This window comes from Nonomuraea sp. NPDC052634, from assembly GCF_040678535.1.
Lineage (GTDB): Bacteria > Actinomycetota > Actinomycetes > Streptosporangiales > Streptosporangiaceae > Nonomuraea > Nonomuraea fastidiosa.
In genome coordinates, this window is record NZ_JBFATY010000002.1 from 704,540 (window position 1) to 726,782 (window position 22,243).

Genomic DNA, 22,243 nt, shown 5'->3' on the forward strand with positions numbered 1-22,243 from the left:
GCGGACGAGCGCGAGCGGGCTGGCTTCGGTAGCTGCCAGAGTCCCCTCGCCGAACGTCTCGTTGAGGGGGTTCGGGGGTCACCCGTGTCCCCATACTGCCACATCGTGAGATGGTGATCGATGTCGTTTCCGCGGAGCCACGGCGGCCCGAGGGCCGGTCACGTGCCGTTTCCCCGTGCCCGCCGCTGTTCCGGGCCGTCCGGTGTCACCGCCGACGCCGTTCCGTTGACGCATCGTTAAACGCCCGATGACAGTTACGGACAAAACCCCATTTAAACTGCACAAAACGCACTTCATGGCACTTGACTTCCCGAGGAGGCCGTACATGGCCCTCAGCCCGAAGGGCCGCCGCGGCTACGCCGCCGGCGTGCTCGCCCTGACCGCCGCTCTCACGCTGACCGCGTGCGGCGGCGAGAGCGGCTCGAGCTCCGGCACCACCAGCGCGAGCGCCTCCGGCGCGGCAGCCGGCGTCAAGCTGGTGCAGCCAGGCAAGCTCACCGTCTGCACGAACATTCCGTACGAGCCGTTCCAGTTCAAGGACGAGAGCGGCAAGATCGTCGGGTTCGACGTGGACATCGTCGACCTGGCCGCCAAGAAGCTCGGTGTCGAGCAGAACATCGTCGACATCGACTTCGCGGTGATCAAGAGCGGCGCCGCCATGGCCGCCGGCAAGTGCGACGTCGCCGCCGCCGGCATGACCATCACGCCCGAGCGGCAGCAGAACATCGACTTCTCCGACCCCTACTTCGACGCCACGCAGGCCCTGCTGGCCAAGAAGGGCACCGGGGCCAAGTCCCTTGAGGACGTCAAGGCCAAGGGGCTCAAGCTCGGCGCGCAGGCCAGCACCACCGGCCTCGACTACGTCAAGAAGCAGGGCTTCGACCCGACCGAGTACGCCGACTCCGCCAAGGAGCTGCTCGCGCTGCAGGCCGGGCAGGCCGACGTGATCGTCCAGGACCTGCCCGTCGTGCTCACCTGGCTGAAGAAGCCCGACATCGCGGAGAAGTTCGAGATGATCGCCAGCCTCGACACCGGCGAACAGTACGGCATCGGCCTGAAGAAGAACGCCGACCCGGTGCTGCTCAAGACGATCAACGAGGAGATCGCCAAGGCCAAGCAGGACGGCACCTACGAAAAGATCTACGTGAAGTGGTTCGGCAAGAAGCCCGGCGAGCTGGGCTGATCCATGGCCGAACAGCCCAAGACGGCTGAGCCTGCCCGCGCCAGGCTCAGCCCCCGCAAGAAGCAGCAGATCAGCCGGGGCATCCAGTACGCCATCCTGGCCGTCCTGCTGGTCGGCGTGATCCTGTACGCCGACTGGGGCAGCCTCGCCCAGAACTTCGCCAAGGGCGAGGTGGCGCGCGAGGCCCTGCCGGACCTGTTCACCATCGCGCTGCGCAACACGATCATCTACGCGGTCGGCGGGTTCGTCTTCTCGTTCGTGCTCGGCCTGGTGCTGGCGCTGATGCGGCTGTCGCAGGTGCTGCCGTACCGGTGGATCGCGATCCTCTACATCGAGATCTTCCGCGGCCTGCCGGCCCTGCTGATCTTCCTGTTGATCACGTTCCTGCCGCTGGCGCTGCCCGGCTTCGAGGTGCCGTTCGGCACGTACGGTCAGGGCATCCTGGGCCTCGGGCTGGTGGGCTCGGCCTATCAGGCGGAGGTGTTCCGCGCGGGCCTGCAGGCCGTGCCCAAGGGGCAGATCGAGGCCGCGCGCTCGCTCGGCATGTCCGCCTTCAGGGCGCAGCTCACGGTGGTGATCCCGCAGGCGGTCAGGATGGTCATCCCGCCCACCACGAACCAGTTCGTGGCCCTGCTGAAGGACTCGTCGCTGGTGCTGTTCCTCGGCGTCTCCGGCGAGTACGTCGAGCTCGCCAAGTTCGGCAACGACCTGGCGTCCCAGTTCGCCAACGCCACGCCCATCATGGTCGCCGGCGTGACGTACCTGATCGTCACCATCCCGCTGGGCTACCTCGCGTCCCGGCTTGAGGGACGTAAGGGAGGGACGCGATGACGCACGCCATCGAACTGCGCGACCTGCACAAGCACTTCGGCAAGAACGAGGTGCTCAAGGGGATCGACATGACCGTCGACCCCGGCCAGGTGGTCTGCGTGATCGGGCCGTCGGGCTCCGGCAAGTCCACGTTGCTGCGCTGCGTGAACCTGCTGGAGACGCCCACCAGGGGCAAGGTGTTCGTCGAGGGCGTCGAGGTGACCGACCCCGACGTGGACATCGACGCCGTACGCCGCCGCATCGGCATGGTCTTCCAGCAGTTCAACCTGTTCCCGCACATGACCGTGCTGGAGAACGTCATGATCGCCCAGCGGCGGGTGCTGAAGCGGAGCAAGAAGGAAGCCGAGGCCGTCGCCAGGGAGAACCTGGAGAAGGTGGGCGTCGGCGCCAAGTGCGACGCGCTGCCCGGCCAGCTCTCCGGCGGCCAGCAGCAGCGGGTGGCCATCGCCAGGGCCCTGGCCATGAACCCCGACCTCATGCTCTTCGACGAGCCGACGTCGGCGCTCGACCCCGAGCTGGTCGGCGATGTGCTCACCGTCATGCGCAAGCTGGCGGAGGAGGGCATGACGATGATGGTGGTCACCCACGAGATGGGCTTCGCCCGCCAGGTGGCCGACCGCGTGGTGTTCATGGACGGCGGTGTGATCGTCGAGGACGGCCCTTCGTCCCAGGTCATCGGCGATCCGCAGCACGAGCGTACGCGGACGTTCCTGCACCGCGTGCTGCACCCGGAGGACTGATCGGTTCTCCGCGATCGGGAGGGCGGGGACGCGAGCGGCGTCCCCGCCCTTCTGGTGTAATACACCGGCATGGACCTGACCTCTTACGCGGAGTGGGCGGTCCGGCTGGTCAACGACCTCGCGCCGCCGGCCGAGCTGCGGCGGCTGCGCGATGAGCTGGCCGCCGTGTTCGGCGCCGCCGGTGACGAGCGCGCGGTGGCGGCGCGGCTCAACGCCCTGCTCGAGCGCTATCCCGTACGCCCGCAGCTCACGGACCACGACGGCTCGGGCTGGCATCTGCACCTGGCCGAGGATCCCGCGGCGACGGCGGTGATGGGACTGGCCGCGGTGGTGGCGGAGCTGGGCGTGGACCGCCTGGGGCGCTGCCAGGACGCGCGCTGCGGCCGCGCGTTCCTCGACACCTCGTCCAACCGCTCGCGCCGCTACTGCTCGACCCGCTGCGCCAGCCGCGCCAACGTGGCCGCCTACCGCGCCCGCCGCCGCGAGGGCGTCCTGCCGACGAGCGGCCCGCGCGTCAGCGGCCAGTAGCGCAGCACCACCCGGCCCACGATGTCGCGCACGGGCCCGAAGTCCCAGCTGTCGCGGCGCCCGCTGGCCCGCTGGTTGTCGCTCTCCAGCCACCAGCCCTCGTCGGAGTGCCACTGGGCGCGCTTCACGATCAGCCTGCCGTCACCGGGCATGCGCGCGACGACGAGGTCGCCGGGCCGTACGGCGGCGCCCCTGCGTACGAGCAGCCAGTCGCCCGGCAGCAGCGCCGGCCGCATCGAATCCCCTTCGACACGCACTCTCATCGGCTGTGACCCCCTACTCCGCAGGCGTCGGGACCCGAGTAAGGTCGGTTGTGGACCAAGCTGATTCAGCATCCAGGAAGGACTTTCTGATGCTCGCACGACTGCTACGACCGAGGCATGTCGCATCCGCACACTGCGACCTGCCCTGCGGTGTCTATGACCCCGCCCAGGCCCGCATCGAGGCCGAGTCGGTCAAGGCGATCATGGAGAAGTACGCGGCCAACGAGGACCCGGTCTTCCGCGCCCGCGCCATCAAGATCAAGGAGGAGCGCGCCGAGCTGGTCAAGCACCACCTCTGGGTGCTCTGGACCGACTACTTCAAGCCGCCGCACCTGGAGCAGTACCCGCAGCTGCACCAGCTCTTCTGGGACGCCACGAAGCTGGCCGGCGCGGCCGGTGCCAAGGGCACGGTCGACGTGTCGAAGGCCGAGGAGCTGCTGGGCAAGATCGACGAGATCTCCAAGATCTTCTGGGAGACCAAGGCCGCCTAAAACGGCACATAAGGCTCTGTGCGGTTACGTACCGCACAGAGCCTTTTCCGTTGATGGCGAGTCTGAATCGTCCAAGCACCGCTCAGGGGCGGTAAGTTGCAGTCAGCGTCGGATTCGCGAGGAGGAACGTGACCGAGGAAACCGAGACGCGCGCGGAGGGCGTGGCCGGCATCCGCGATGTGGTGAGCATCAGGCTTCCCGCGGCGAGTGCCTACCTGTCTGTGCTGCGTACGGCTACCGCCGGCCTGGCTGCGCGGCTTGACTTCACCCTGGACGAGATCGAGGACCTTCGCATCGCCGTCGACGAGGCCTGCGCGATGTTGCTGAGCGAGGCGGTGCCGGGCACGGACCTCACCGCCGAGTTCGAGCTGACGGGGCAGGAGATGCAGGTCAGAGTGGAGGTGACCACGGTCGGCAGCTCCGCGCCCAAACGCGACGACTTCGCCTGGATGGTCCTGACCGCTCTGGCCGACGACGTCGACGCGGTGACCGACTCCCCCGATCGCATGGCGATCGTCCTGCGTAAGCGCCGAGGCGCGGCCCAGAATGCGGCGGGGCCGGCGTGACGGAAAGGACTGGAGCCATGGCCACCAGCGAACACGCCGTGCCCGACCGGGTGCGTGCTCGCATGCTCTTCGCCGAGCTGGCCGAGCTGGGCCCCGACGAGCCGCGCCGCCAGCGCATCAGGGATGAGCTGGTCGAGCTTCACCTTCCCCTGGTCGAATATCTGGCGCGCCGTTTCCGCAACCGGGGCGAGTGGCTCGACGACCTCACCCAGGTCGCGACCATCGGTCTGATCAAGTCCATCGACCGGTTCGACCTCAACCGCGGCGTGGAGTTCTCCACCTACGCCACGCCCACCATCGTCGGCGAGATCAAGCGGCACTTCCGTGACAAGGGCTGGGCGGTTCGCGTGCCGCGCAGGCTTCAGGAGCTGAAGCTCTCGCTGACCAAGGCGATCAGCGACCTGTCGCAGCGCGAGGGGCGTGCCCCGACGGTGGCAGAGCTCGCCTCCTACCTCAAGATGACCGAGGAGGAGGTGCTCGAAGGGCTCGAGTCCGCCAACGCCTACTCCACGGTCTCGCTCGACGCGCCCGACTCCGGCGACGACGACGCGCCCGCGGTCTCCGACTCGCTGGGCATCGTGGACGAGTCGCTTGAGGGCGTCGAATATCGCGAATCGCTCAAGCCGCTGCTCGAACGGCTTCCGCCGCGCGAGAAGCGCATCCTGCTGCTGCGTTTCTTCGGCAACATGACGCAGTCGCAGATCGCCACCGAGCTGGGCATCTCACAGATGCACGTCTCTCGCCTGCTGGCCCGCACCCTGGCCCAGCTCCGCGAGGGCCTGACGGCCGAAGACTGACACCCGGGTTTTCCGCACCCGCGCCGCGAAAGGGGGCGACGTGCGGAAAACACGCCTTGCCGCCGTCCTGCGCGCCTATCCGTCGCCGTAGAGCGCGTGGGTGGTGGGGGGAGCGAGCAGCGTCACGATCCCGGCGACGGCCACCACGAGCAGCGGGATACCGAGCTGCGCCTGGCCCGACTGCATCAGCGTGACGGAGACCGGCAGCATGAAGATCTGGGTCAGCACCGCCGGCGACCTCCCCCACTTCTCCATCTGGAACAGCCCGCCCAGGGCGACCCAGAGCAGCCCGGCGCCGACCAGGAACCCGAACGCCGCCTCCGCCAGGGCGGTGGTCGTGTCGTCCGGCTGGCCGGTCAGTGTCTCGACCGCGACGAAGACGCCGAGCCCGAGCGCGATCAAACCCTCGACGGCGACGATCGCGGCGGCGATGAGAAGGGTAAGCGGGCGACCGTTCACGGTCCGTACCCTACCTCCAAGGGCGGCCGCCCCGAGAAATGGGACTTTCGGCTGATAAGCCGGACAAGCTCACCGGATACGCTGGCGCTATGCGCGCCATGCTGCTGGTCAACCCCAAGGCCACCACGACGAACGCCCGCACGCGCGACGTGCTCATCCGCGCGCTCGGGGCGGCCGTGGACCTCGCCGTCGAGGAGACCCTCTACCGGGGCCACGCGGCGTCACTGGCGGCCACCGCCCGCGCCAAAGGCTACGACCTGGTGGCGGTGCTGGGCGGCGACGGCACGGTCAACGAGACCGTCAACGGCCTGCTCAACCCGGTCAACGGCGAGGCGCCGCCGCCCGGCGACCCCAGCACAGGCCGGCCCGGGCTGATCGTCATCCCCGGCGGCAGCGCCAACGTCTTCGCCCGCGCGCTCGGCCTGCCCAACGACCCGGTGGAGGCGACGGGCCAGGTGCTCGAAGCGCTCAGCCGCGGCCGGCGCAGGACCGTGGGCCTGGGGCAGGCCCTCTGGGAGGGCCAGAGCCGCTACTTCACCTTCTGCTCGGGCATGGGGTACGACGCCGAGGTTGTACGGGCCGTAGAAGGCCTGAGAGGCACCGGCCGTAAAGCGACCCCCGCCCGGTATGTGAACACGGCTCTGAGGCACTATCTGGCCACGGACAAGCGGCATCCTGCGATGACCGTGACCGGCCCCGGCATCCCGGCGGCCGGAGGGGTGTTCATGGCGATCATCTCCAACACCTCGCCGTGGACGTACGTCGGCAGCCACCCGGTGCGCCCCACCCCGTGGGCGAGCTTCGAGACCGGGCTCGACCTTCTGGGCCTGCGCAAGATGGGCCCGCTGACGCTCGCGCCGGTGATCCGGCATATCCTCACGGAGAGTGAGGCACTTCCGTCGGGCCGGAACCTCGTCCAGCTCCACGACGAGGCCGAGTTCACGATCACCGCGGACCGTCCCGTGGCCTTCCAGCTGGACGGTGACTACCTGGGCGAACGCGAGACCGTAACGTTCCGGTCTACACCGAACGCGTTACAAGTTCTGGTCTAGGCGGTTACATTCGGTCATTGTGTGACGCATCCGACACCCATAACCGCCAAAAGTTACCTGCAACCCCCTTGCGTGCACTCTGCGTGGCTGACAGGCTCAAGCATGACGTCCGAACGTAGGACCTTTAACAACCCCAGGGTCCTCCGGCGGACGGCGGACAAGCCCGATCCCCCACAGGATCCGGGTCATTGTTCGCACGAGTTAGTGAAACTCTTCACAAAGTAGTAGCCGCGCGGAGCCCGACCGAAGGCTCCATCTACTAAGGAGTGGACGCATGGACTGGCGCCACCGAGCTGCCTGCCGTGACGTGGACCCCGAGCTGTTCTTCCCGATCGGCAACACCGGCCCGGCACTCTTGCAGATCGAGGAGGCCAAGCAGGTCTGTCGTTCCTGCTCGGCCATCGACGCCTGCCTGAAGTGGGCCCTGGAGTCCGGCCAGGACGCCGGCGTCTGGGGCGGCATGAGCGAGGACGAGCGTCGCGCGCTCAAGCGCCGCACCGCTCGCGCCCGCGCCCGTGCCACCGCCTGACCCCGATCACCTTCCCCACCCTACGACGGCGCTGTCAGCCGGGCGGAAGCGGGATCGACAACACGACCTCCGTACCGCCCTCAAGGCGCGGCTCGATGGCGAGTCGCCCCGACAGCTCCCCTTCCACCAGCGTGCGCACGATCTGCAGCCCCAAGCTGGTGGAGCTGTCGAGATCGAAGCCGTCGGGCAGCCCGCGGCCGTCGTCCCAGACGGTCACGTTCAGCCGCTCGTCCGCGGACTCGACCATCACCTCCAGCCGCTTGGGCCGCCCATGCTGCATCGCGTTCTGCAACAGCTCGGTCAGCGCCATCGCCAGCGGGGTCGCGATCAGCGACGGCAGCACGCCGAACTCCCCCACCCGGCGCGGCGTGACCGCCACCTCGGGAGACGAGACCTCCCCCGCCATGGCGATCACCCGGTCGGCGATCTCGTCGAAGTCGACGAACTCCTCGGGAGCGTGCGACAGCGTCTCGTGAACGATCGCGATCGACCCGACCCGGCGCACGGCCTCTTCGAGCGCCTCGCGCCCCTCGGGCACCTGCAGCCGCCTGGCCTGCAACCGCAGCAGCGCGGCCACGGTCTGCAGGTTGTTCTTGACCCGGTGGTGGATCTCGCGGATGGTGGCGTCCTTCGTCATCAGCTCGCGCTCGCGCCTGCGCAGCTCGGTGACGTCCCTGATGAGGACGAGCGCGCCGATGCGGCCGCCGCCGACGATCAGCGGGATCGCGCGGAGCTGGACGATCGTGCCGCCCGACTCGACCTCGGTCTCCTTGGCCGCCTTACCGCTGGCCACGACCATGAGGTCTTCGTTGATCGGCTCGTCGGAGTAGCACAGCTGGGCCGTGACCCGGCCGAGCTCCGCGCCCACCAGGTCGGCGTGCAGGCCGAGCCTGCGGTAGGCCGACAGCGCGTTGGGCGATGCGTACGTGACGCGCCCCGCCCTGTCGAGCCTGAGCAGGCCGTCGCCCACGCGCGGCGAGCGGACCAGGATCGGCTCGTCCTCCGAGAACGGGAAGCGCCCCTCGGCCACCATCTGCGCCAGGTCGGAGGCGCTCTGCAGGTAGGTCAGCTCCAGGCGCGACGGGGTGCGGGCCGAGGAGAGGTTCGTCGAGCGCTGGATGACCGCGAGGAAGCGGCCCTCGCCGCCCTCGACCGCCCGGCGCACGGGGATGGTCTCCTCCCTGACCGGCACGCCCGTGGACCAGTCGGGGTCGCCCTCGCGGCAGATGCGCCGCTCGTTCCACGCCGTGTCGATGAGCCGGCGCTCGCCTTTCGCCGCGACCGTGCCCACGATGTCGTCGTGATAGACCGTGGGACCCGTGGTCGGGCGCATCTGGGCGATGGCGATCCAGCCGTTCTCCCCCAGCAGCGGCGCCCACAGGATGAGGTCGGCGAACGACAGGTCGGCCAGCAGCTGCCAGTCGGAGACCAGCGAGTGCAGCCAGTCGAGATCCGCTTCGTCGAGAGCGGTGTGGCGGGCTACGAGGTCGCTGAGTGTCGGCACGAGTGCATCATGCGTGCTTTCGGCCGCAACAACCAAACCGACCCCCGGGCGGGCGGACATGTTTCACTACAGAGGTGACGGGTGGGCGCGCTGCGCCCTTTCCTCCGGCACGGCCGGCGTGCGGACCGGTGGCACGGCTGCTCACTCGTACAGTGAGACGGACACGACACCGGCCACTTCGCTGGACTCATCACGAAATCTCATATTGTGAGAAGCGTCATACCGCCGAAGCCGCGAGCCCACGAGAACGCGCCGGTACGCGACCAGCCGGAGGTGATCCCCACGAGCGCGAGGTTCTCCCGGCCCCCATGCGACACGGCGCGCGAAGCCGCCTCGGTTGCGATCGCGCACGGTGCTGTGGATATTCTTCACCATCAACCTGAGCTGCCCGGATCCGCGCGTGCCCACACCCGCACGCGCCCGGCGCCGGTCGGCCGCCGCGGCCCGCGGTTGACCACTCGGGCCGAAGTGAGTTCCGATGATCTCGCGGTGACCAGACACGCCCTCACCGCCGTGGCAGAAGTGAAGGTGAGAGCGTGAGCGACGACAGCCCCCGCGTACCGAAGTACTACGACGTGAAACGGGCCCTGCTCGAACTCACCAAGACCCTTCCCCCGGGCACCGCGCTGCCCCCTGAGCGTACGCTCGCCGTCCGGTTCGAGACCTCGCGCACCACCGTCAGGCAGGCGCTCACCGAGCTGGTCGTCGAGGGGCGGCTGCTGCGCATCCAGGGCAAGGGCACGTTCGTCGCACAGCCCAAGGTCGCCCAGGTGCTCCAGCTCACCTCGTACATCGGCGACCTGCGCACCGCCGGTCTCGAGCCCGACACCAAGATCCTCGAGATGGGCTACATCACCGCCGACGAGACGCTCGCCCGCCGGCTCGCCATCAAGCCAGGCGGCCGCGTGCTGCGCATCCACCGCCTGCGCCTGGCCAACGGCGAGCCCGTCTCCATCGACACCACCCACCTGTCCGCGCGCCGCTTCCCCCGCCTGCGCCGCGAGCTCGAGGTGCACTCCTCGCTGTACGAGACCCTGCACAACGCCTACAACGTGCGCCTGACGGACGCCGAGGAGATCATCGAGACCGTCCTCGCCACCCCGTACGACGCCAAGGCGCTCGGCGTGGACGTGGGCCTGCCCATGCTGCTGCTCACCCGCCACGCCTTCGACGCCGACGGCAACCCCGTGGAGTGGGCGCAGTCGCTCTACCGCGGCGACCGGTACAAGTTCGTCACCCGCCTGCGCCGCCCCTGACCCTCCCGGCACGACGGCCCTTGACCGGATCCTCTCCCCTGACGCCGATCTTCTACGCTTGGGCGCATGAGCGTTCTCGTCGTCGCAGGCACCGGGACCGGTGTGGGGAAGACCGTGGTGGTGGCCGCGGTGGCCGCGCTAGCGGTGGACCGCGGGGCCGACGTCGCCGTGGTGAAGCCCGCCCAGACCGGGGCGGCCCCCCTTGACGATGGCGACGTCGATCGCGTGATGCGGCTGTCCGGGGTGCGGACGACGTTCGAGCTGAGCCGCTTCCCCGACGCGCTGCCGCCCGCGGCGGCGGCCCGCGCCTGCGAGATGCCGCCCGCGTCGATGGCCTCGGCGGCCACGCTGGCGCGCGAGCTGGCGGAGAGCAACCGGCTGGTGCTGGTGGAGGGCACAGGCGGGCTGCTCGACCGCTACGACGAGGACGGCGCCACCATCGCCGACCTCGCGCGTACGCTGCGCGCGCAGGTGCTCGTCGTGGTGGGCGCAGGGGCCGGCACGGTCAACCAGACCGCGCTCACCCTGGAGGCGCTGGCCCACCGGGGGCTCGACCTGGCGGGGGTCGTCATCGGGCGCTGGCCGGCCGAGCCGGGGAAGGCGGAGCGCGCCGCCGTGGCCGACCTGGAGATGCTGGCGGCGCGGCCCCTCGCGGGAGTGCTCCCCGACGGCGCCGGCGACCTGGCGGGCCCTGAGGCGTTCCTCGACGTCGCGCGGCGCGGGCTGAGCCCCATGCTGGGCGGCACGTTCGACCCGTCGGTCTTCCGCCAGACCACCTGAAGCCGGGCCGGCGAGACGGGCACGAGGGTGGGGTTTTCCCTACCTTCCACCGGCACACCAGGCCCATTTCAAATCCCTGCCGCCGATCAATACCGTTGAGCCATGAAAGTCCCCCGTCCCTGGTCGGCGCGTGCCTGGCTGGACACGGCGCATGTCATGGCCGGCGTGCCCGTCTCCTTGCTGCTCGGCATGCTCACGCTGGCCCTGGCCGTGGTGCCGCCGCTGCTGGCGCGGGTGGTCCCGAGGTTCACGGGGGTGCAGCGATCGCGGTTCGAGGCGTTCCTCGACGCCCGCATCCCGCCCGTACGCTCTCCGGCGAACCTGCGCACGCCCGCGACGTGGCGGCAGATCGGCTACCACCTGCTCTCGCCCTGGGTGACCGTGATCGCCGCAGGGCTGGTCGCGACGGCGTGGGGCGGTGCCGTGGTGGGGCTGCTGGCGTTCCTGCCCGCGAAGTTCCAGAAGCCGCCACTTGAGTTCCTCTTCGACCTGCGCAACAACCGGGTCGTGCTCGTCTACATGCTCGTGGGGCTGACGCTGGCGCTGCTCGCGCCACTGCTGGCGCGCGGCATGGCGGCGCTCGACCTGGCGGTGGCGCGTACGCTGCTCGGCCCGAGCCGCAGCGAGCTGGACCAGCGGATCGAGACGCTGACCGAGAGCCGGGCCGGGGTGATCGACGCGGCCGACGCCGAGCGCCGCAGGATCGAGCGCGACCTGCACGACGGCGCGCAGCAGCGGCTGGTGTCGCTGGCCATGAACCTGGGGCTGGCCAGGGCGACGCTGACGGACCTGCCGGATCCCGCGCGCGAGGCGATCGCGCAGGCCCACGAGGAGGCCAAGCAGGCGCTCAAAGAGCTGCGCGACTTCGTCCGCGGCCTGCACCCCGCGGTGCTGAACGACCAGGGTCTCGACGCGGCGCTGTCGGGTGTGGCGGCCCGCGCGCCCTTCCCGGTGAAACTGCACGTCGACATCGAGCGGCGGCCGACTCCGACCATCGAGGCGGTGGCCTTCTTCGTCGTGTCCGAGGCGTTGACGAACACCGCCAAGCACGCGGCGGCCACCAAGGCCGAGGTGCGCGTGCGGCGTGAGCGCGACCGCCTGCACGTGCTCGTCTGGGACGACGGCTGCGGCGGTGCCAGGATGGACGGCGGCACCGGGCTGCGCGGCCTGGCCCAGCGGGTCGACTCCGTGGACGGGACGCTGCGACTGTCCAGCCCGCTGGGCGGACCGACGACGATCGAGGTGGAGCTGCCGTGCGAGTAGTGCTCGCAGAGGATTCCGTACTGCTGCGCGAAGGGCTGATCAGGCTACTGGACGCGGCCGGCATGAAGGTCGTGGCGGCCGTCGACGAGGCCGAGGGCCTGCTGCGCGCGACCGAGGAGCACCGGCCCGATCTGGTCATCACCGACGTGCGCATGCCGCCCACGCACACCGACGAGGGCCTGCGCGCCGCGCTGGTGCTGCGCCGCCAGCAGCCGAAGCTCGCGGTGCTGGTGCTCTCGCAGTACGTCGAGGAGCGCTACGCCGCTCAGCTGCTCGCGTCGGCCGCGACGGGCGGTGTCGGCTACCTGCTGAAGGACCGGGTGGCGGACGTGGCGGAGTTCATCGACGCGCTGCGCAGGGTGGCGGCGGGCGGCACGGCGCTCGACCCGGAGGTGGTCGCCCAGCTCCTGCTGCGCGGCAACAGCGACCCGCTGGAGCGGCTGACGCCGCGCGAGCATGAGGTGCTGAAGCTGATGGCCGAGGGCCGCTCCAACGCGGGCATCGCGCAGGCTCTGGTGCTCAGCGAGGGCGCGGTGGGCAAGCACATCGGCAACATCTTCGCCAAGCTCGGCCTGGCCCCGGACGAGGGCGACCACCGGCGGGTGCTCGCGGTGCTGCAGTTTCTCAAGATCAGGAGCCTGCCGTGAGGTCGGCGTGGCTCGTGGCGGGCGCGGTGGCCACGGTCATCGCGCTGACGCTCTCCACGGTGACCCTCTGGCGGGTGTTCGCCCAGGCGCGTACGCCGAGGGACGTCACCTTGCGCTCGATCCCGTTCGACGGCGACAGCGTCCGCGTCAAGGCCGGCAAGGGGCAGGTCGCCCTGTCCGTGCTGCCCGGCAAGGCGGGCGAGCTGCTCGTGGAGCGCTCGTTGCGCTGGGACCGGGACCGGCCGAAGGTGACGGAGGACTGGAACCCCGCCTCCGGTACGCTCCTGCTCGACGCGGTCTGCCCCGGCTCCGACCAGCCCGACGGCCCCCTCTGCCAGGCCGACTACACGCTGTTCTTGCCGCCGGAGACGGACCTTGAGGCGAGCACCCGCGGCGGTCGGATCACGGTGCACGAGCTGTTCGGCGACGTGCGCCTGACGTCGGTGTCGGGGGACGTCGACGTCAGAGAGGTCTCGGGCGACGTCTGGGCGCGTACGGGCACGGGAAGCGTGGACGCCGACGGGCTCACCGGCAAGAAGGCCGACGTGGAGGTCGGCTCGGGCGACGTGGAGCTGATGTTCGCGGTGACGCCGTCGCAGGTCAAGGCGGTCGTCCGTACCTCGGGTAACGTCGCCGTGAACGTGCCGCCGCAGGCGCGCGCGGGCACGGACGGCGCCCACGCGTACAACGTCACGGTCTCCGGCACCAACACCACGGTGGACGTCCCGCAGAGGGAGGACGCCAAGCGCACGATCGTCGCGACGACCGAAGACGGCATCGTGACGGTCTGCTGCCAATAGTCCTGGTTCGTCGCGCGCCAAAGGCCGGTCAACGCGCCGGTCGAGGTCTGTTTACTCCTGTGACTGGTTGGTAAGTTCCGGGCATGGAGTCTGCGAAGCACGCCGGTGACGCCGCCGTCGCCGTGTCCAAGGCCTATGGCGTCGAGACCATGTTCACCCTCTCGGGCGGCCACGTCTTCCCCCTCTACGATGGCGCGGTGCACGAGGGCATGCGCATCCTCGACGTACGCCACGAGCAGAGCGCGGTCTTCGCCGCCGAGGCGACCGCACGGCTGACCAGGAGCCCCGGCCTGGCGGTGCTGACGGCGGGCCCGGGCGTCACCAACGGGGTGAGCGGCGTGGCGACGGCACACTTCAACGGCTCGCCCGTCGTGGTGCTCGGCGGCCGGGCGCCCCAGTCGCGCTGGGGCAGCGGCGCGCTGCAGGAGATGGACCATCCGCCGCTGCTCGACCCGATCACCAAGCTGTCGTTCACGGCGAGCGGGGCCGACTCGATCGGGCAGGACGTCGAGGTGGCCTTCCGTACGGCGGTGGCGCCGCATCGCGGCCCCGTCTTCCTCGACTTCTACATGGACCACCTGTTCTCGCCCTCCCCTGTCCACGAGGTGCGCACGCAGACGCCGTCCCCGCTGGAGCCCGACCCCGACGACCTGGCGGGCATCGCGCGCCTGCTGGCCGAGGCCGAGCGCCCGGTCCTGGTGTACGGCTCCGACGTGTGGATGGACCGCGCGGAGGAGGCGGCCCGCGACTTCGCCGAGACGTGGCGGCTGCCGGTCATCCCCAACGGGCAGGGCCGCGGCATCCTGCCATCGGGCCACGAGCTGCTGGTGACCAGGGCGCGGGGCATGGCCTTCGGCCAGGCCGACCTGGTGATCGTGGTGGGCACGCCGCTCGACTTCCGGCTCGGCTACGGCTGGTTCGGCGGCAAGGACGGCGCGCCGCTCGCCAGGGTGGTGCACATCGCCGACGCGCCCTCGCAGCTCACCACCCACATGCAGCCGGCCGCGTCGGCCGCGGGCGACCTGTCGGTGGTGTTCTGGAGCCTCGGCACGGCCTGCGCGGAGGCGGGGGTGAAGCCCGACGCGTACGCGCCGTGGGTGGAGAAGCTGTCCGGCGCCGCCAAGGCCGCCATCGCCGGCGACGCCGAGCTGCTGGCCTCCGACGCCGACCCGATCCACCCGATGCGCATCTACGGCGAGCTGGCCAAGGTGCTCGACGACGACGCCGTGGTGATCGGCGACGGCGGCGACTTCGTCTCGTACGCGGGCAAGTACGTCGAGCCGAAGCGGCCGGGCAACTGGCTCGACCCCGGCCCGTACGGCTGTCTCGGCACCGGGCTCGGCTACTCCATCGCCGCCCGCCTGGCCAGGCCGTCCTCACAGGTGGTGCTGCTGCTCGGCGACGGCGCGGCGGGCTTTTCGCTGATGGACGTCGACACGCTGGTGCGGCACAGGCTGCCGGTCGTCATGATCTGCGGCAACAACGGCATCTGGGGCCTGGAGAAGCACCCCATGCAGCTGCTGTACGGCTACGACGTGGCGGCCGAGCTGCAGCCGCAGTGCCGCTACGACCAGGTGGTCACCGCGCTCGGCGGCGGCGGCGAGCTGGTGACCAAGCCGTCGGAGATCGGTCCCGCGCTGCGCAGGGCGTTCGACTCGGGGGTGCCGTACATGGTGAACATCGCGACGGACCCGCAGATCGCCTACCCGCGCAACACGACGGGCGTCTGACCCGTCAGGGCGCCTTGGAGGGCGTGGGGGTCGGCGTGGGCGTCTCCGGCGGGCTGTCCTCGGGGCAGACGCTGTCGATGAGCACCATCTTGATCTCCGTGCCCTTGTCCACCGCCTTGCCCGGCCCCGGCGTGGTCTGCTTGATCCGCCCGCAGCGCCGGCCGTCGGTGGTGGTCGTGCGGTCCTCGATCACCGGCTGCAGGCCGGCCGCCTCGATCATGCCCTGGGCCTCGAGCAGACGCCTGCCCACCACGTTCGGCACCAGCACCTTCTTGACCGTCGGGCTCGCGGATGGCGACTTCGACGGCGTCGGGCTGGTGGAAGGCGTGGTGGTGGGCGTCTTGGCGGGCTCCTCGGTCGCCACGGGGGTGCTCCGGGTGACCGAGGGCTTCGGGCTGTAGGGGCGGTTGACCGTCTGCTCGGCGGCTCGCGTCGGCTCGGGCTCGCGGGTGGGCGGCTCGGCCGTCCTGGTCTTGGGGGGCCTGCTCGTCTTGGGCTTGCCCTCCTTACCGTCGCCCTGGTTGGCCACAGCGGAGGTGGTCTGGGTCGGCTCCGCGGGCGTGCCGGTGATGCCGGTCAGCGCGACCGCACCGGCGCCCGCGCCGAGCACGACGGCCGCCGCGATGCCGGCGACCAGCCCGGTCCTGCGCGGCGCCTTGGCGGCACGCCGGCTCCCGCGCCGCTCGGAGACGTTGGTGTCCTCCTGGGCCAGCCGGGCGCCGGTCTGGTAGGGGTCGGTCTCGCGCGGCTGGTAGGAGCCGGTCTGCTGGTACGCCTCGGGCGGCGGCGCCATCGTCGCCCCCGTGGACGGCGCGGTGGACAGCGCGCCGGACAGCGCCTCGGGCGCGGCCGGGGTCTGCCCGCTCGCGATCGCCCTGGCGGCCTCGCTCATCGCGCGCGCGTTGGGGTAGCGCCTGGCGGGGTCCTTCGACAGCGCGATGTCCACGAGCCGGCGCACCGGCTGCGGGATGTCGGCCGGCAGCGGCGGCGGAGCCTCGCGGATGTGCTTGAGCGCGATCGTGACGGCGCTGTCGCCGTCGAAGGGCCGCTGGCCCACCAGGCACTCGTACGCGACGACGCCGAGCGCGTAGATGTCGACGGCGGGCGTCACGGGGGCGCCTTCGGCCTGCTCGGGAGCGCAGTAGGCGGCGGTGCCGAGCACCATGCCGGCGTCGGTGAGCCGGCTTGCGATGTCGGAGCGCGCGATGCCGAAGTCGGTGAGCACGAGCGTGCCGTCGCGCTGCACGAGCAGGTTGCCCGGCTTGACGTCACGGTGCACGATGCCCTGGTCGTGGACGGCCTGCAGGGCCGAGGCGGCCTGCGCGATCAGCTCCATGGCCGCCTGCGGCGGGATGCGGCCCAGCCGGGCGAGCAGCCGGTCGAGCGGCTCGCCGTCGACGAACTTCATCACCAGGTAGACGGTGTCGCCGCTGACGCCGTAGTCGTAGACGTCCACGACCCCGGGGTGGTTGATCGTGGCCATCGCCCGCGCCTCCCCCTGGAAGCGGGCGACGAAGCCGGGGTCCTGCATGCGGCCTGGGAGCAGCACTTTGACGGCGACGGTGCGGGCGAGCACGGTGTCCTCGCCTCGCCACACCTCGCCCATGCCACCGGCGCCGATGCGGGTATCCAGGCGATACCGTCCCGCCAGCGTCGTCCCTTGGGCCACCATGATTCCCCCGCTACCCCCCTACGTCCGTACCTCTCCCACCCCGCGGATCTCCAACAAAGCGAAGTTTTGTCGCGGTGAGGTTACACAGTGGTCACGGAACTCAGAGAGTGTACGACTCACCTGTCTCACATGCCACTCAAAAGCCTCAAGCCGTACAAAGCCTATCCTGAGGCCTTGCAGGAGCACTTGTCCGCGTTTCCGGGAAGTCAGCGGGCCCATTCCGCCGCCCTTAGGCTGATCCCCATGACGCTCGCACCAGGGCTGCGCGCCCAGCTTTCGACCGTCGTCGAGATGGCCGACACCGCCAAGGAGATCGGCAGCGGTGATGTGCCCGTGCTGGCCACACCCCGGCTGCTCGCCCTGGCCGAGGCCGCGACCGTACGCGCCGTCGGCCGGCATCTCGCGCCCGGCGAGACCTCCGTCGGCACCCGGGTCGCCCTCGATCACCTGGCCGCCAGCCCGCTCGGCGCGCGCGTGCAGGTCGGCGTCGAGCTGACCGAGGTCGACGGGCGGCGGCTGGTCTTCGCGTTCGAGGCCCACGACGAGCGCGGCGCCGTGGTCGGCAAGGGCACGATCGAGCGCGTCGTGGTCGACCGTGCCAGGTTCCTCGCCCGCACTACTCGATGACCGCGATCAGGTCGCCTTCCTGGATCACGTCGCCCTCGGCCACCTTGAGCTGCGCCACCACGCCGTCGTCCTCGGCGATCACCGGGATCTCCATCTTCATGGACTCGAGGATGACGAGCGTGTCGCCGTCGGAGACGGTGTCGCCCTCCTTGACGAGGACCTTCCACACGTTCGCCACCATCTCAGCGCGTACCTCAGCCACCGGGACCTCCCTCTTTCACTGATCCAACAATCTCATGCGGCCTACGCGCGCATCCGCGCGACCAGGCCGGTGTCATAGTCGCCGGCGGCGAACTCCGCGTTCTCCAGTAGCTCCGCGCAGAACGGCAGGTTGTTCTTCGGGCCCTCGACGACGAACTCCGCGATCGCCTTGCGGCCCTTCTCCAGCGCCTCCGCCCGGTCGGAGCCGTGGACGCACAGCTTGGCCATCAGCGGGTCGTAGAACGGGGTGACGGTGTTGCCCTCCGCGTAGCCCGAGTCGACGCGCACGCCGTCGCCCGCAGGCTCCTCCCACGCCGTGATCTTTCCGGGGCCGGGGAAGAACCGCTTGGGGTCCTCGGCGTACACCCGGAACTCGATGGCGTGGCCGCGCGGCTCGGGCCGCACCTCGGGGCGCTCGCCGGCCGCCACCCGCAGCTGCAGCTCGACCAGATCGAGGCCGGTCACCAGCTCGGTGACCGGGTGCTCCACCTGCAGCCTGGTGTTCATCTCCAGGAACACGAAGTCCTGCTTGTCGGCGTCGACCAGGCACTCGACCGTGCCCGCGCCGACGTAGCCGACCGCCTCGCCGGCCCGCACCGCCGCCTTGAGCATGCGCTCGCGCAGCTCGGCGCTGATGCCGGGCGACGGCGACTCCTCGACGACCTTCTGGTGGCGGCGCTGCACCGAGCAGTCGCGCTCGCCCAGCGCGACGACCTCGCCACCGGGCAGGCCGAGGATCTGCACCTCGACGTGGCGGGCCCGCTCGATGTAGCGCTCGAGCAGCACGGCGGGCCCGTCGAGCGCGTCGCCGGAGAACCGCGCCGCCGCCCTGGCGGCCTGCTCGTACGCCTTGGCCAGCGCCTCCTCGTCGTGGGCGACGCTCATGCCGATGCCACCGCCGCCGCCCGCGGTCTTGACCATGACCGGGTAGCCGATGGACTCGGCGGCCTTGAGCGCCTGCGACAGGTCCGTCACCGGCTCGCGGGTGCCCGCCGCGACCGGCACGCCGGCGGCCTCCATGAGGTTACGAGCGTTGATCTTGTCGCCCATTTTGTCGATGGCCTCGGGCGACGGGCCGATCCACACCATCCCGGCCTCGATCACGGCCCTGGCGAACGCGGCGTTCTCGGCGAGGAAGCCGTAGCCGGGGTGGATCGCCTTGGCGCCGGTGTCGCGCGCCGCCTGCAGCACCTTGGCGACGTCGAGGTAGCTCTGCGCCGGGTTGGCCGGTCCGAGCAGCACGGCCTCGTCGGCCTCGCGGACGTAGGGCAGGTCGGCGTCGGCCTCGGAGTGGACCGCGATGGCTCGCAGGCCCATCCGCTTGACCGTGCGGATGATCCGCCGCGCGATCTCCCCTCGGTTGGCGATCAGAACGGGTCCGAGCGTCTCAGTAAGCACGCCGACAACCCTACGACCGCCACTGCCTTGACCCCTTTCCCCCTAAACCACCGATCCGGCGAGCACGATCTGTAGGAAACCCACAAAAGTGAACGGCTGGAAACACCTCCGGAGCGCGGCCGGCTGTAGATCTCAGATCCGGCCGCGGTCGATCACGCGGGCCAGCGCCTCCACCGCATGGGCATCGTACGCGCTGCCGGCCGACAACCGGATGCGCTCCAGCGCCGCCCCGCTCCTGTCGCGGTCGGTCGAGGGCCCCACCAGGTCGTCGTAGGCGTTGGCGACCTTGATGATGCGGCTCGACAGCGGCGGATCGTCGGCGATCATGTCGCACTGCCTGCGCACCACCTCGGCCACCCGGTCGAGCACGCCCGTCTGCTTGATGACCTCGGCGCCCAGCTCGGCGATGCGGCGCGCCTGGTCGGGCTCGGTCAGCACGGTCGCCCCGCCCGGGATGGGGTCGCGCAGCGAGAGCTGGCCGATGTCGTGCATGAGCGCGGCGTACTCCAGCTCCAGCAGCTCGGGCTCGGCCATGCCCAGCTCCCTGCCGATGGCCACGGCCAGGCGGCTGACCCGGCGCGAGTGCCCCGGCTCGACGTAGCCGCCGACCTCGGTGACCCGCGACAGGGCGCGCACGGTCTGCAGGTAGGTGGCGCGGATGCCGGCGTACTTGCGGAAGGCCACCTGCGTGACCAGCAGCGGCGCGGCGAACACCAGCAGCGCCACCAGGTCCATGCTGTGCGTGGCCAGCGCCAGCAGCACGCCCGACGACCCCACGGCGGCCCCCAGCGGGAACGCCATGTTGAGCTCGTCGCGCACCGCCACCCGGAACGCGGTGCGCACCTGCTCGGCCCGCAGCAGCGCGGCGATCAGCACGTCCACCAGCAGCGTGATCGTGATCAACGTCACCATCACCGCCAGCGCCGGCCACCAGGTGCTCGTGGGCGGCGTGGTCAGCTCGTACAGGGGGTCGGCCAGCGGGCGGAAGGCGAAGGCCAGCAGCGCGCCGGTGAGCAGCCGCCTGGCCATCGCGTCGAGGCGCGGCGGGCGGCCCACCGCCAGGTGCGGCAGCGCCCCCGCCAGCATGCCGACCGCGATCACCGCCACGACCTGCAGCGCCGAGTGGCGCAGCGGGTTCTGGCTGAGGTCGAGCAGCAGCGTGTAGCCCAGCGCGGCGGCGGCCCCGATGGGCGCGACCTCCCTGTTGCCCGGCATGGTCAGCCTGGCCAGCTCGCCGACCGCGATCAGCGCGCCGAACCCGACCGCGATCTCCGGCCGGTCGAGCCCCTCGGCCGCCGTGTACGCCACACCGGTCAGCGCCACCAGCCCGGCCGCGCAGATGAGCAGCAGCTGCCCCGAGTCGAGCCTGCGCAGGACCGTGTGCAGCGACCGATCCCGTCTCCTCACACGCTCAGTGGTGATCATGGCCCGGTCACGACCTGGATGGGCATCGTCGGGTCGTCGTGGTCCTTGATCTGCGTCTCGGCGACCTCGGGCGGCGGCGGATCGACACGGCGCGGCGGCTGCCACGGCTCGCGTTCGAGCGCGCGGATGAACGCCGCCACCATGACCGGGTCGAAGTGCGTGCCCGCGCTCTTGCGCAGCTCGTCGATGGCCACCGGCACCGGCCGCGCGCCCCGGTAGGAACGGTCCGACGTCATCGAGTCGAACGCGTCGGCCACCGCGATGACCTTGGCGAACTCGGGGATCTCGTCGCCCGCCAGCCCCATCGGGTATCCGGTGCCGTCGTGCCGCTCGTGGTGGTGCATGATCCCGGCGTACGCCTCGTCGAGGAAGCCGATGCCGCGCACGATCTCCAGCCCGCGCATCGGGTGAAGCTGGATCGCGGCGAACTCCTCCTCCGTCAGCGGCCCCTCCTTCTGCAGCACCTTGGTGGGCACGCCGAGCTTGCCCACGTCGTGCAGCATGCCCGCGTAGCGGATGGCGCGCACCCGCTGGGGGCCCATGCCGATCTCCTGCGCGATCATGGACGACGCGTGTGAGACGCGCGTGCAGTGACCGCGCGTGTAGTAGTCCTTCGTCTCCACGGCCTGACAGAGCGCGGCGATCGTCGCGTCGTACGAGCGCTGCTGCGCGTGATACTGCCCGAACGCCCAGCGCGCCACGAACAGCGGCACCAGCACCAGCACCGCGGAGATCGACGCCACCGTGGCCCACAGCCCCGCCACCAGCAGCCCGAACGTGCCGTAGCCCAGATACGACAGCAGGAACTGGGCCATGCCGCGCATCGGCATCTCGGTGGCCCGCACGTGCGTGGCCAGCCCGATCATGGTGAGCGTGAGCGCGATGTTGAGCGGCACGAACACGGCCGTGGCCGCGGCGTACGGGCCGATGAGGTCGTCGAACGCGTTGACGTCGGGCACGCCGACCCGGCCGTCCAACGCCTCGTAGACCCGCCCGGCGGTGTAACCGCAGATGGCGAATTGAGCGCCGTTGAACAGCCGTTTGACCAGCGGCAGTCCGGGCCTGACGCTGACCATCGCGGTCAGCCCGACCAGCGCGGCGCCCTCGGGGCCGATCAGCACCACCGCCGCGAGCGAGGCGGAGAAGCTGACGGACACCGCGGTCTGCTCCACGTTGAGCAGCGTCGGCATCGACTCGCACACCAGGAACAGCAGGGCGAGGACCAGGAGAATGTCCAGGTCCTCGGTGACCACGGGCGCGCCGGAGACGATCACGCCGCGGACGATGAGAGCGGCCGCCGCCCCGATCACGGCGACCAGATAGACCCTTGCGGGCCACGGCAGATCACGCATGGCGGCCCCCCATAGCCATCAGGTCCAGGTCACTCCGGGAGGCAGGATGCCGCCGGACATCAACGCGACCGCGGGAGCGATCAGCACGAGGGTGGTGAGCAGCCGGGCGACCGTAACCTTCGACATCCACATGCCTCCACGTCGACTTG

The 22,243-nt window shown here is 70.5% G+C and carries 24 protein-coding genes; 16 read left to right on the forward strand and 8 right to left on the reverse strand.

Features of this window, described 5'->3' with window-relative positions; translation table 11 throughout:
- Positions 1-325: 325 nt before the first annotated feature.
- The 4 genes from AB0K67_RS15815 to AB0K67_RS15830 all read left to right on the forward strand — a co-directional run bounded on the left by AB0K67_RS15815 (position 326) and on the right by AB0K67_RS15830 (position 3,282).
- Entirely contained in the window at positions 326-1,183 is an 858-nt protein-coding gene (locus AB0K67_RS15815) for an ABC transporter substrate-binding protein (RefSeq protein WP_364059402.1), read from the forward strand.
- Between the two features lie 3 nt (positions 1,184-1,186).
- Positions 1,187-2,014, forward strand: a complete 828-nt coding sequence (locus tag AB0K67_RS15820; RefSeq protein ID WP_364059405.1) for an amino acid ABC transporter permease — start codon at positions 1,187-1,189, stop codon at positions 2,012-2,014.
- A complete protein-coding gene (locus tag AB0K67_RS15825) occupies positions 2,011-2,754 on the forward strand; it encodes an amino acid ABC transporter ATP-binding protein (protein ID WP_364059407.1) in 744 nt (247 codons plus the stop codon). Before AB0K67_RS15820 ends, AB0K67_RS15825 begins: the two co-directional genes overlap by 4 nt.
- 69 nt (positions 2,755-2,823) lie before the next feature.
- Positions 2,824-3,282 (forward strand): CGNR zinc finger domain-containing protein, encoded by a 459-nt coding sequence (locus AB0K67_RS15830; protein ID WP_364059410.1) that lies wholly within the window; start codon positions 2,824-2,826, stop codon positions 3,280-3,282.
- Here the strand turns inward: AB0K67_RS15830 and AB0K67_RS15835 are convergent.
- Complete coding sequence (locus AB0K67_RS15835; RefSeq protein WP_364059413.1) at positions 3,219-3,671, reverse strand: S24 family peptidase; 453 nt, start codon at positions 3,669-3,671, stop codon at positions 3,219-3,221. The genes AB0K67_RS15830 and AB0K67_RS15835 overlap by 64 nt on opposite strands.
- Here AB0K67_RS15835 and sodN point away from each other — a divergent pair.
- From sodN to AB0K67_RS15850, 3 genes are all read left to right on the forward strand, one after another.
- A complete protein-coding gene (gene sodN / locus AB0K67_RS15840; RefSeq protein ID WP_364059416.1) occupies positions 3,635-4,036 on the forward strand; it encodes a superoxide dismutase, Ni in 402 nt (133 codons plus the stop codon). The two genes, AB0K67_RS15835 and sodN, sit on opposite strands and share 37 nt — an antisense overlap.
- Positions 4,037-4,164: 128 nt before the next feature.
- Positions 4,165-4,602, forward strand: a complete 438-nt coding sequence (locus AB0K67_RS15845) for an anti-sigma factor (RefSeq protein WP_364059419.1) — start codon at positions 4,165-4,167, stop codon at positions 4,600-4,602.
- A gap of 17 nt (positions 4,603-4,619) precedes the next feature.
- Positions 4,620-5,399, forward strand: a complete 780-nt coding sequence (locus tag AB0K67_RS15850; RefSeq protein WP_364059422.1) for an RNA polymerase sigma factor SigF — start codon at positions 4,620-4,622, stop codon at positions 5,397-5,399.
- Between the two features lie 75 nt (positions 5,400-5,474).
- On the opposite strand, the gene AB0K67_RS15855 is transcribed toward AB0K67_RS15850, so the two are convergent.
- Positions 5,475-5,858 (reverse strand): hypothetical protein, encoded by a 384-nt coding sequence (locus AB0K67_RS15855; RefSeq protein WP_364059425.1) that lies wholly within the window; start codon positions 5,856-5,858, stop codon positions 5,475-5,477.
- An 89-nt stretch (positions 5,859-5,947) separates the two neighbouring features.
- Here AB0K67_RS15855 and AB0K67_RS15860 point away from each other — a divergent pair, with 89 nt between their 5' ends.
- Both AB0K67_RS15860 and AB0K67_RS15865 read left to right on the forward strand, forming a co-directional pair.
- Entirely contained in the window at positions 5,948-6,910 is a 963-nt protein-coding gene (locus AB0K67_RS15860) for a diacylglycerol kinase family protein (RefSeq protein WP_364059428.1), read from the forward strand.
- A gap of 274 nt (positions 6,911-7,184) precedes the next feature.
- Positions 7,185-7,439, forward strand: coding sequence for a WhiB family transcriptional regulator (locus AB0K67_RS15865; RefSeq protein WP_364059431.1), 255 nt, complete (start codon positions 7,185-7,187; stop codon positions 7,437-7,439).
- Between the two features lie 34 nt (positions 7,440-7,473).
- On the opposite strand, the gene AB0K67_RS15870 is transcribed toward AB0K67_RS15865, so the two are convergent.
- Entirely contained in the window at positions 7,474-8,943 is a 1,470-nt protein-coding gene (locus AB0K67_RS15870) for a histidine kinase N-terminal domain-containing protein (RefSeq protein WP_364059434.1), read from the reverse strand.
- A gap of 536 nt (positions 8,944-9,479) precedes the next feature.
- On the opposite strand from AB0K67_RS15870, the gene AB0K67_RS15875 reads away from it, so the two are divergent.
- The 6 genes from AB0K67_RS15875 to AB0K67_RS15900 all read left to right on the forward strand — a co-directional run bounded on the left by AB0K67_RS15875 (position 9,480) and on the right by AB0K67_RS15900 (position 15,419).
- Complete coding sequence (locus AB0K67_RS15875; RefSeq protein ID WP_364059437.1) at positions 9,480-10,199, forward strand: GntR family transcriptional regulator; 720 nt, start codon at positions 9,480-9,482, stop codon at positions 10,197-10,199.
- A 66-nt stretch (positions 10,200-10,265) separates the two neighbouring features.
- Positions 10,266-10,979 carry a dethiobiotin synthase gene (bioD, locus tag AB0K67_RS15880; RefSeq protein WP_364059440.1) on the forward strand — a complete coding sequence of 238 codons (714 nt, stop codon included), beginning with the start codon at positions 10,266-10,268 and terminating at the stop codon, positions 10,977-10,979.
- 102 nt (positions 10,980-11,081) lie between these two features.
- A complete protein-coding gene (locus tag AB0K67_RS15885) occupies positions 11,082-12,242 on the forward strand; it encodes a histidine kinase (protein WP_364059443.1) in 1,161 nt (386 codons plus the stop codon).
- Positions 12,233-12,889 carry a response regulator transcription factor gene (locus tag AB0K67_RS15890; RefSeq protein ID WP_364059446.1) on the forward strand — a complete coding sequence of 219 codons (657 nt, stop codon included), beginning with the start codon at positions 12,233-12,235 and terminating at the stop codon, positions 12,887-12,889. The genes AB0K67_RS15885 and AB0K67_RS15890 overlap by 10 nt, the downstream gene beginning before the upstream one ends.
- On the forward strand, positions 12,886-13,689 hold the full coding sequence (locus tag AB0K67_RS15895; RefSeq protein WP_364059449.1) for a DUF4097 family beta strand repeat-containing protein: 804 nt from the start codon (positions 12,886-12,888) through the stop codon (positions 13,687-13,689). Before AB0K67_RS15890 ends, AB0K67_RS15895 begins: the two co-directional genes overlap by 4 nt.
- Positions 13,690-13,772: 83 nt before the next feature.
- Positions 13,773-15,419: an acetolactate synthase gene (locus AB0K67_RS15900; RefSeq protein ID WP_364059452.1), complete on the forward strand. Its 1,647-nt coding sequence runs from the start codon at positions 13,773-13,775 to the stop codon at positions 15,417-15,419.
- Positions 15,420-15,423: 4 nt separating this feature from the next.
- Here AB0K67_RS15900 and AB0K67_RS15905 read toward each other — a convergent pair whose 3' ends face one another.
- Positions 15,424-17,091, reverse strand: a complete 1,668-nt coding sequence (locus AB0K67_RS15905) for a protein kinase (RefSeq protein WP_364059455.1) — start codon at positions 17,089-17,091, stop codon at positions 15,424-15,426.
- Positions 17,092-17,334: 243 nt separating this feature from the next.
- Between AB0K67_RS15905 and AB0K67_RS15910 the strand changes: the two genes are divergently transcribed.
- A complete protein-coding gene (locus AB0K67_RS15910; RefSeq protein ID WP_364059458.1) occupies positions 17,335-17,718 on the forward strand; it encodes a hotdog domain-containing protein in 384 nt (127 codons plus the stop codon).
- Here AB0K67_RS15910 and AB0K67_RS15915 read toward each other — a convergent pair.
- The 4 genes from AB0K67_RS15915 to AB0K67_RS15930 all read right to left on the reverse strand — a co-directional run bounded on the left by AB0K67_RS15915 (position 17,708) and on the right by AB0K67_RS15930 (position 22,094).
- On the reverse strand, positions 17,708-17,920 hold the full coding sequence (locus AB0K67_RS15915) for a biotin/lipoyl-binding carrier protein (RefSeq protein ID WP_364059461.1): 213 nt from the start codon (positions 17,918-17,920) through the stop codon (positions 17,708-17,710). The two genes, AB0K67_RS15910 and AB0K67_RS15915, sit on opposite strands and share 11 nt — an antisense overlap.
- 41 nt (positions 17,921-17,961) lie before the next feature.
- Positions 17,962-19,317, reverse strand: coding sequence for a biotin carboxylase N-terminal domain-containing protein (locus tag AB0K67_RS15920; protein ID WP_364059464.1), 1,356 nt, complete (start codon positions 19,315-19,317; stop codon positions 17,962-17,964).
- A gap of 132 nt (positions 19,318-19,449) precedes the next feature.
- Entirely contained in the window at positions 19,450-20,742 is a 1,293-nt protein-coding gene (locus tag AB0K67_RS15925; protein WP_364059467.1) for an HD domain-containing phosphohydrolase, read from the reverse strand.
- The gene (locus tag AB0K67_RS15930) at positions 20,739-22,094 is read right to left on the reverse strand and encodes an HD-GYP domain-containing protein (protein WP_364059470.1); all 1,356 of its coding nucleotides are present in this window, start codon (positions 22,092-22,094) and stop codon (positions 20,739-20,741) included. Before AB0K67_RS15930 ends, AB0K67_RS15925 begins: the two co-directional genes overlap by 4 nt.
- Between the last annotated feature and the right edge of the window lie 149 nt (positions 22,095-22,243).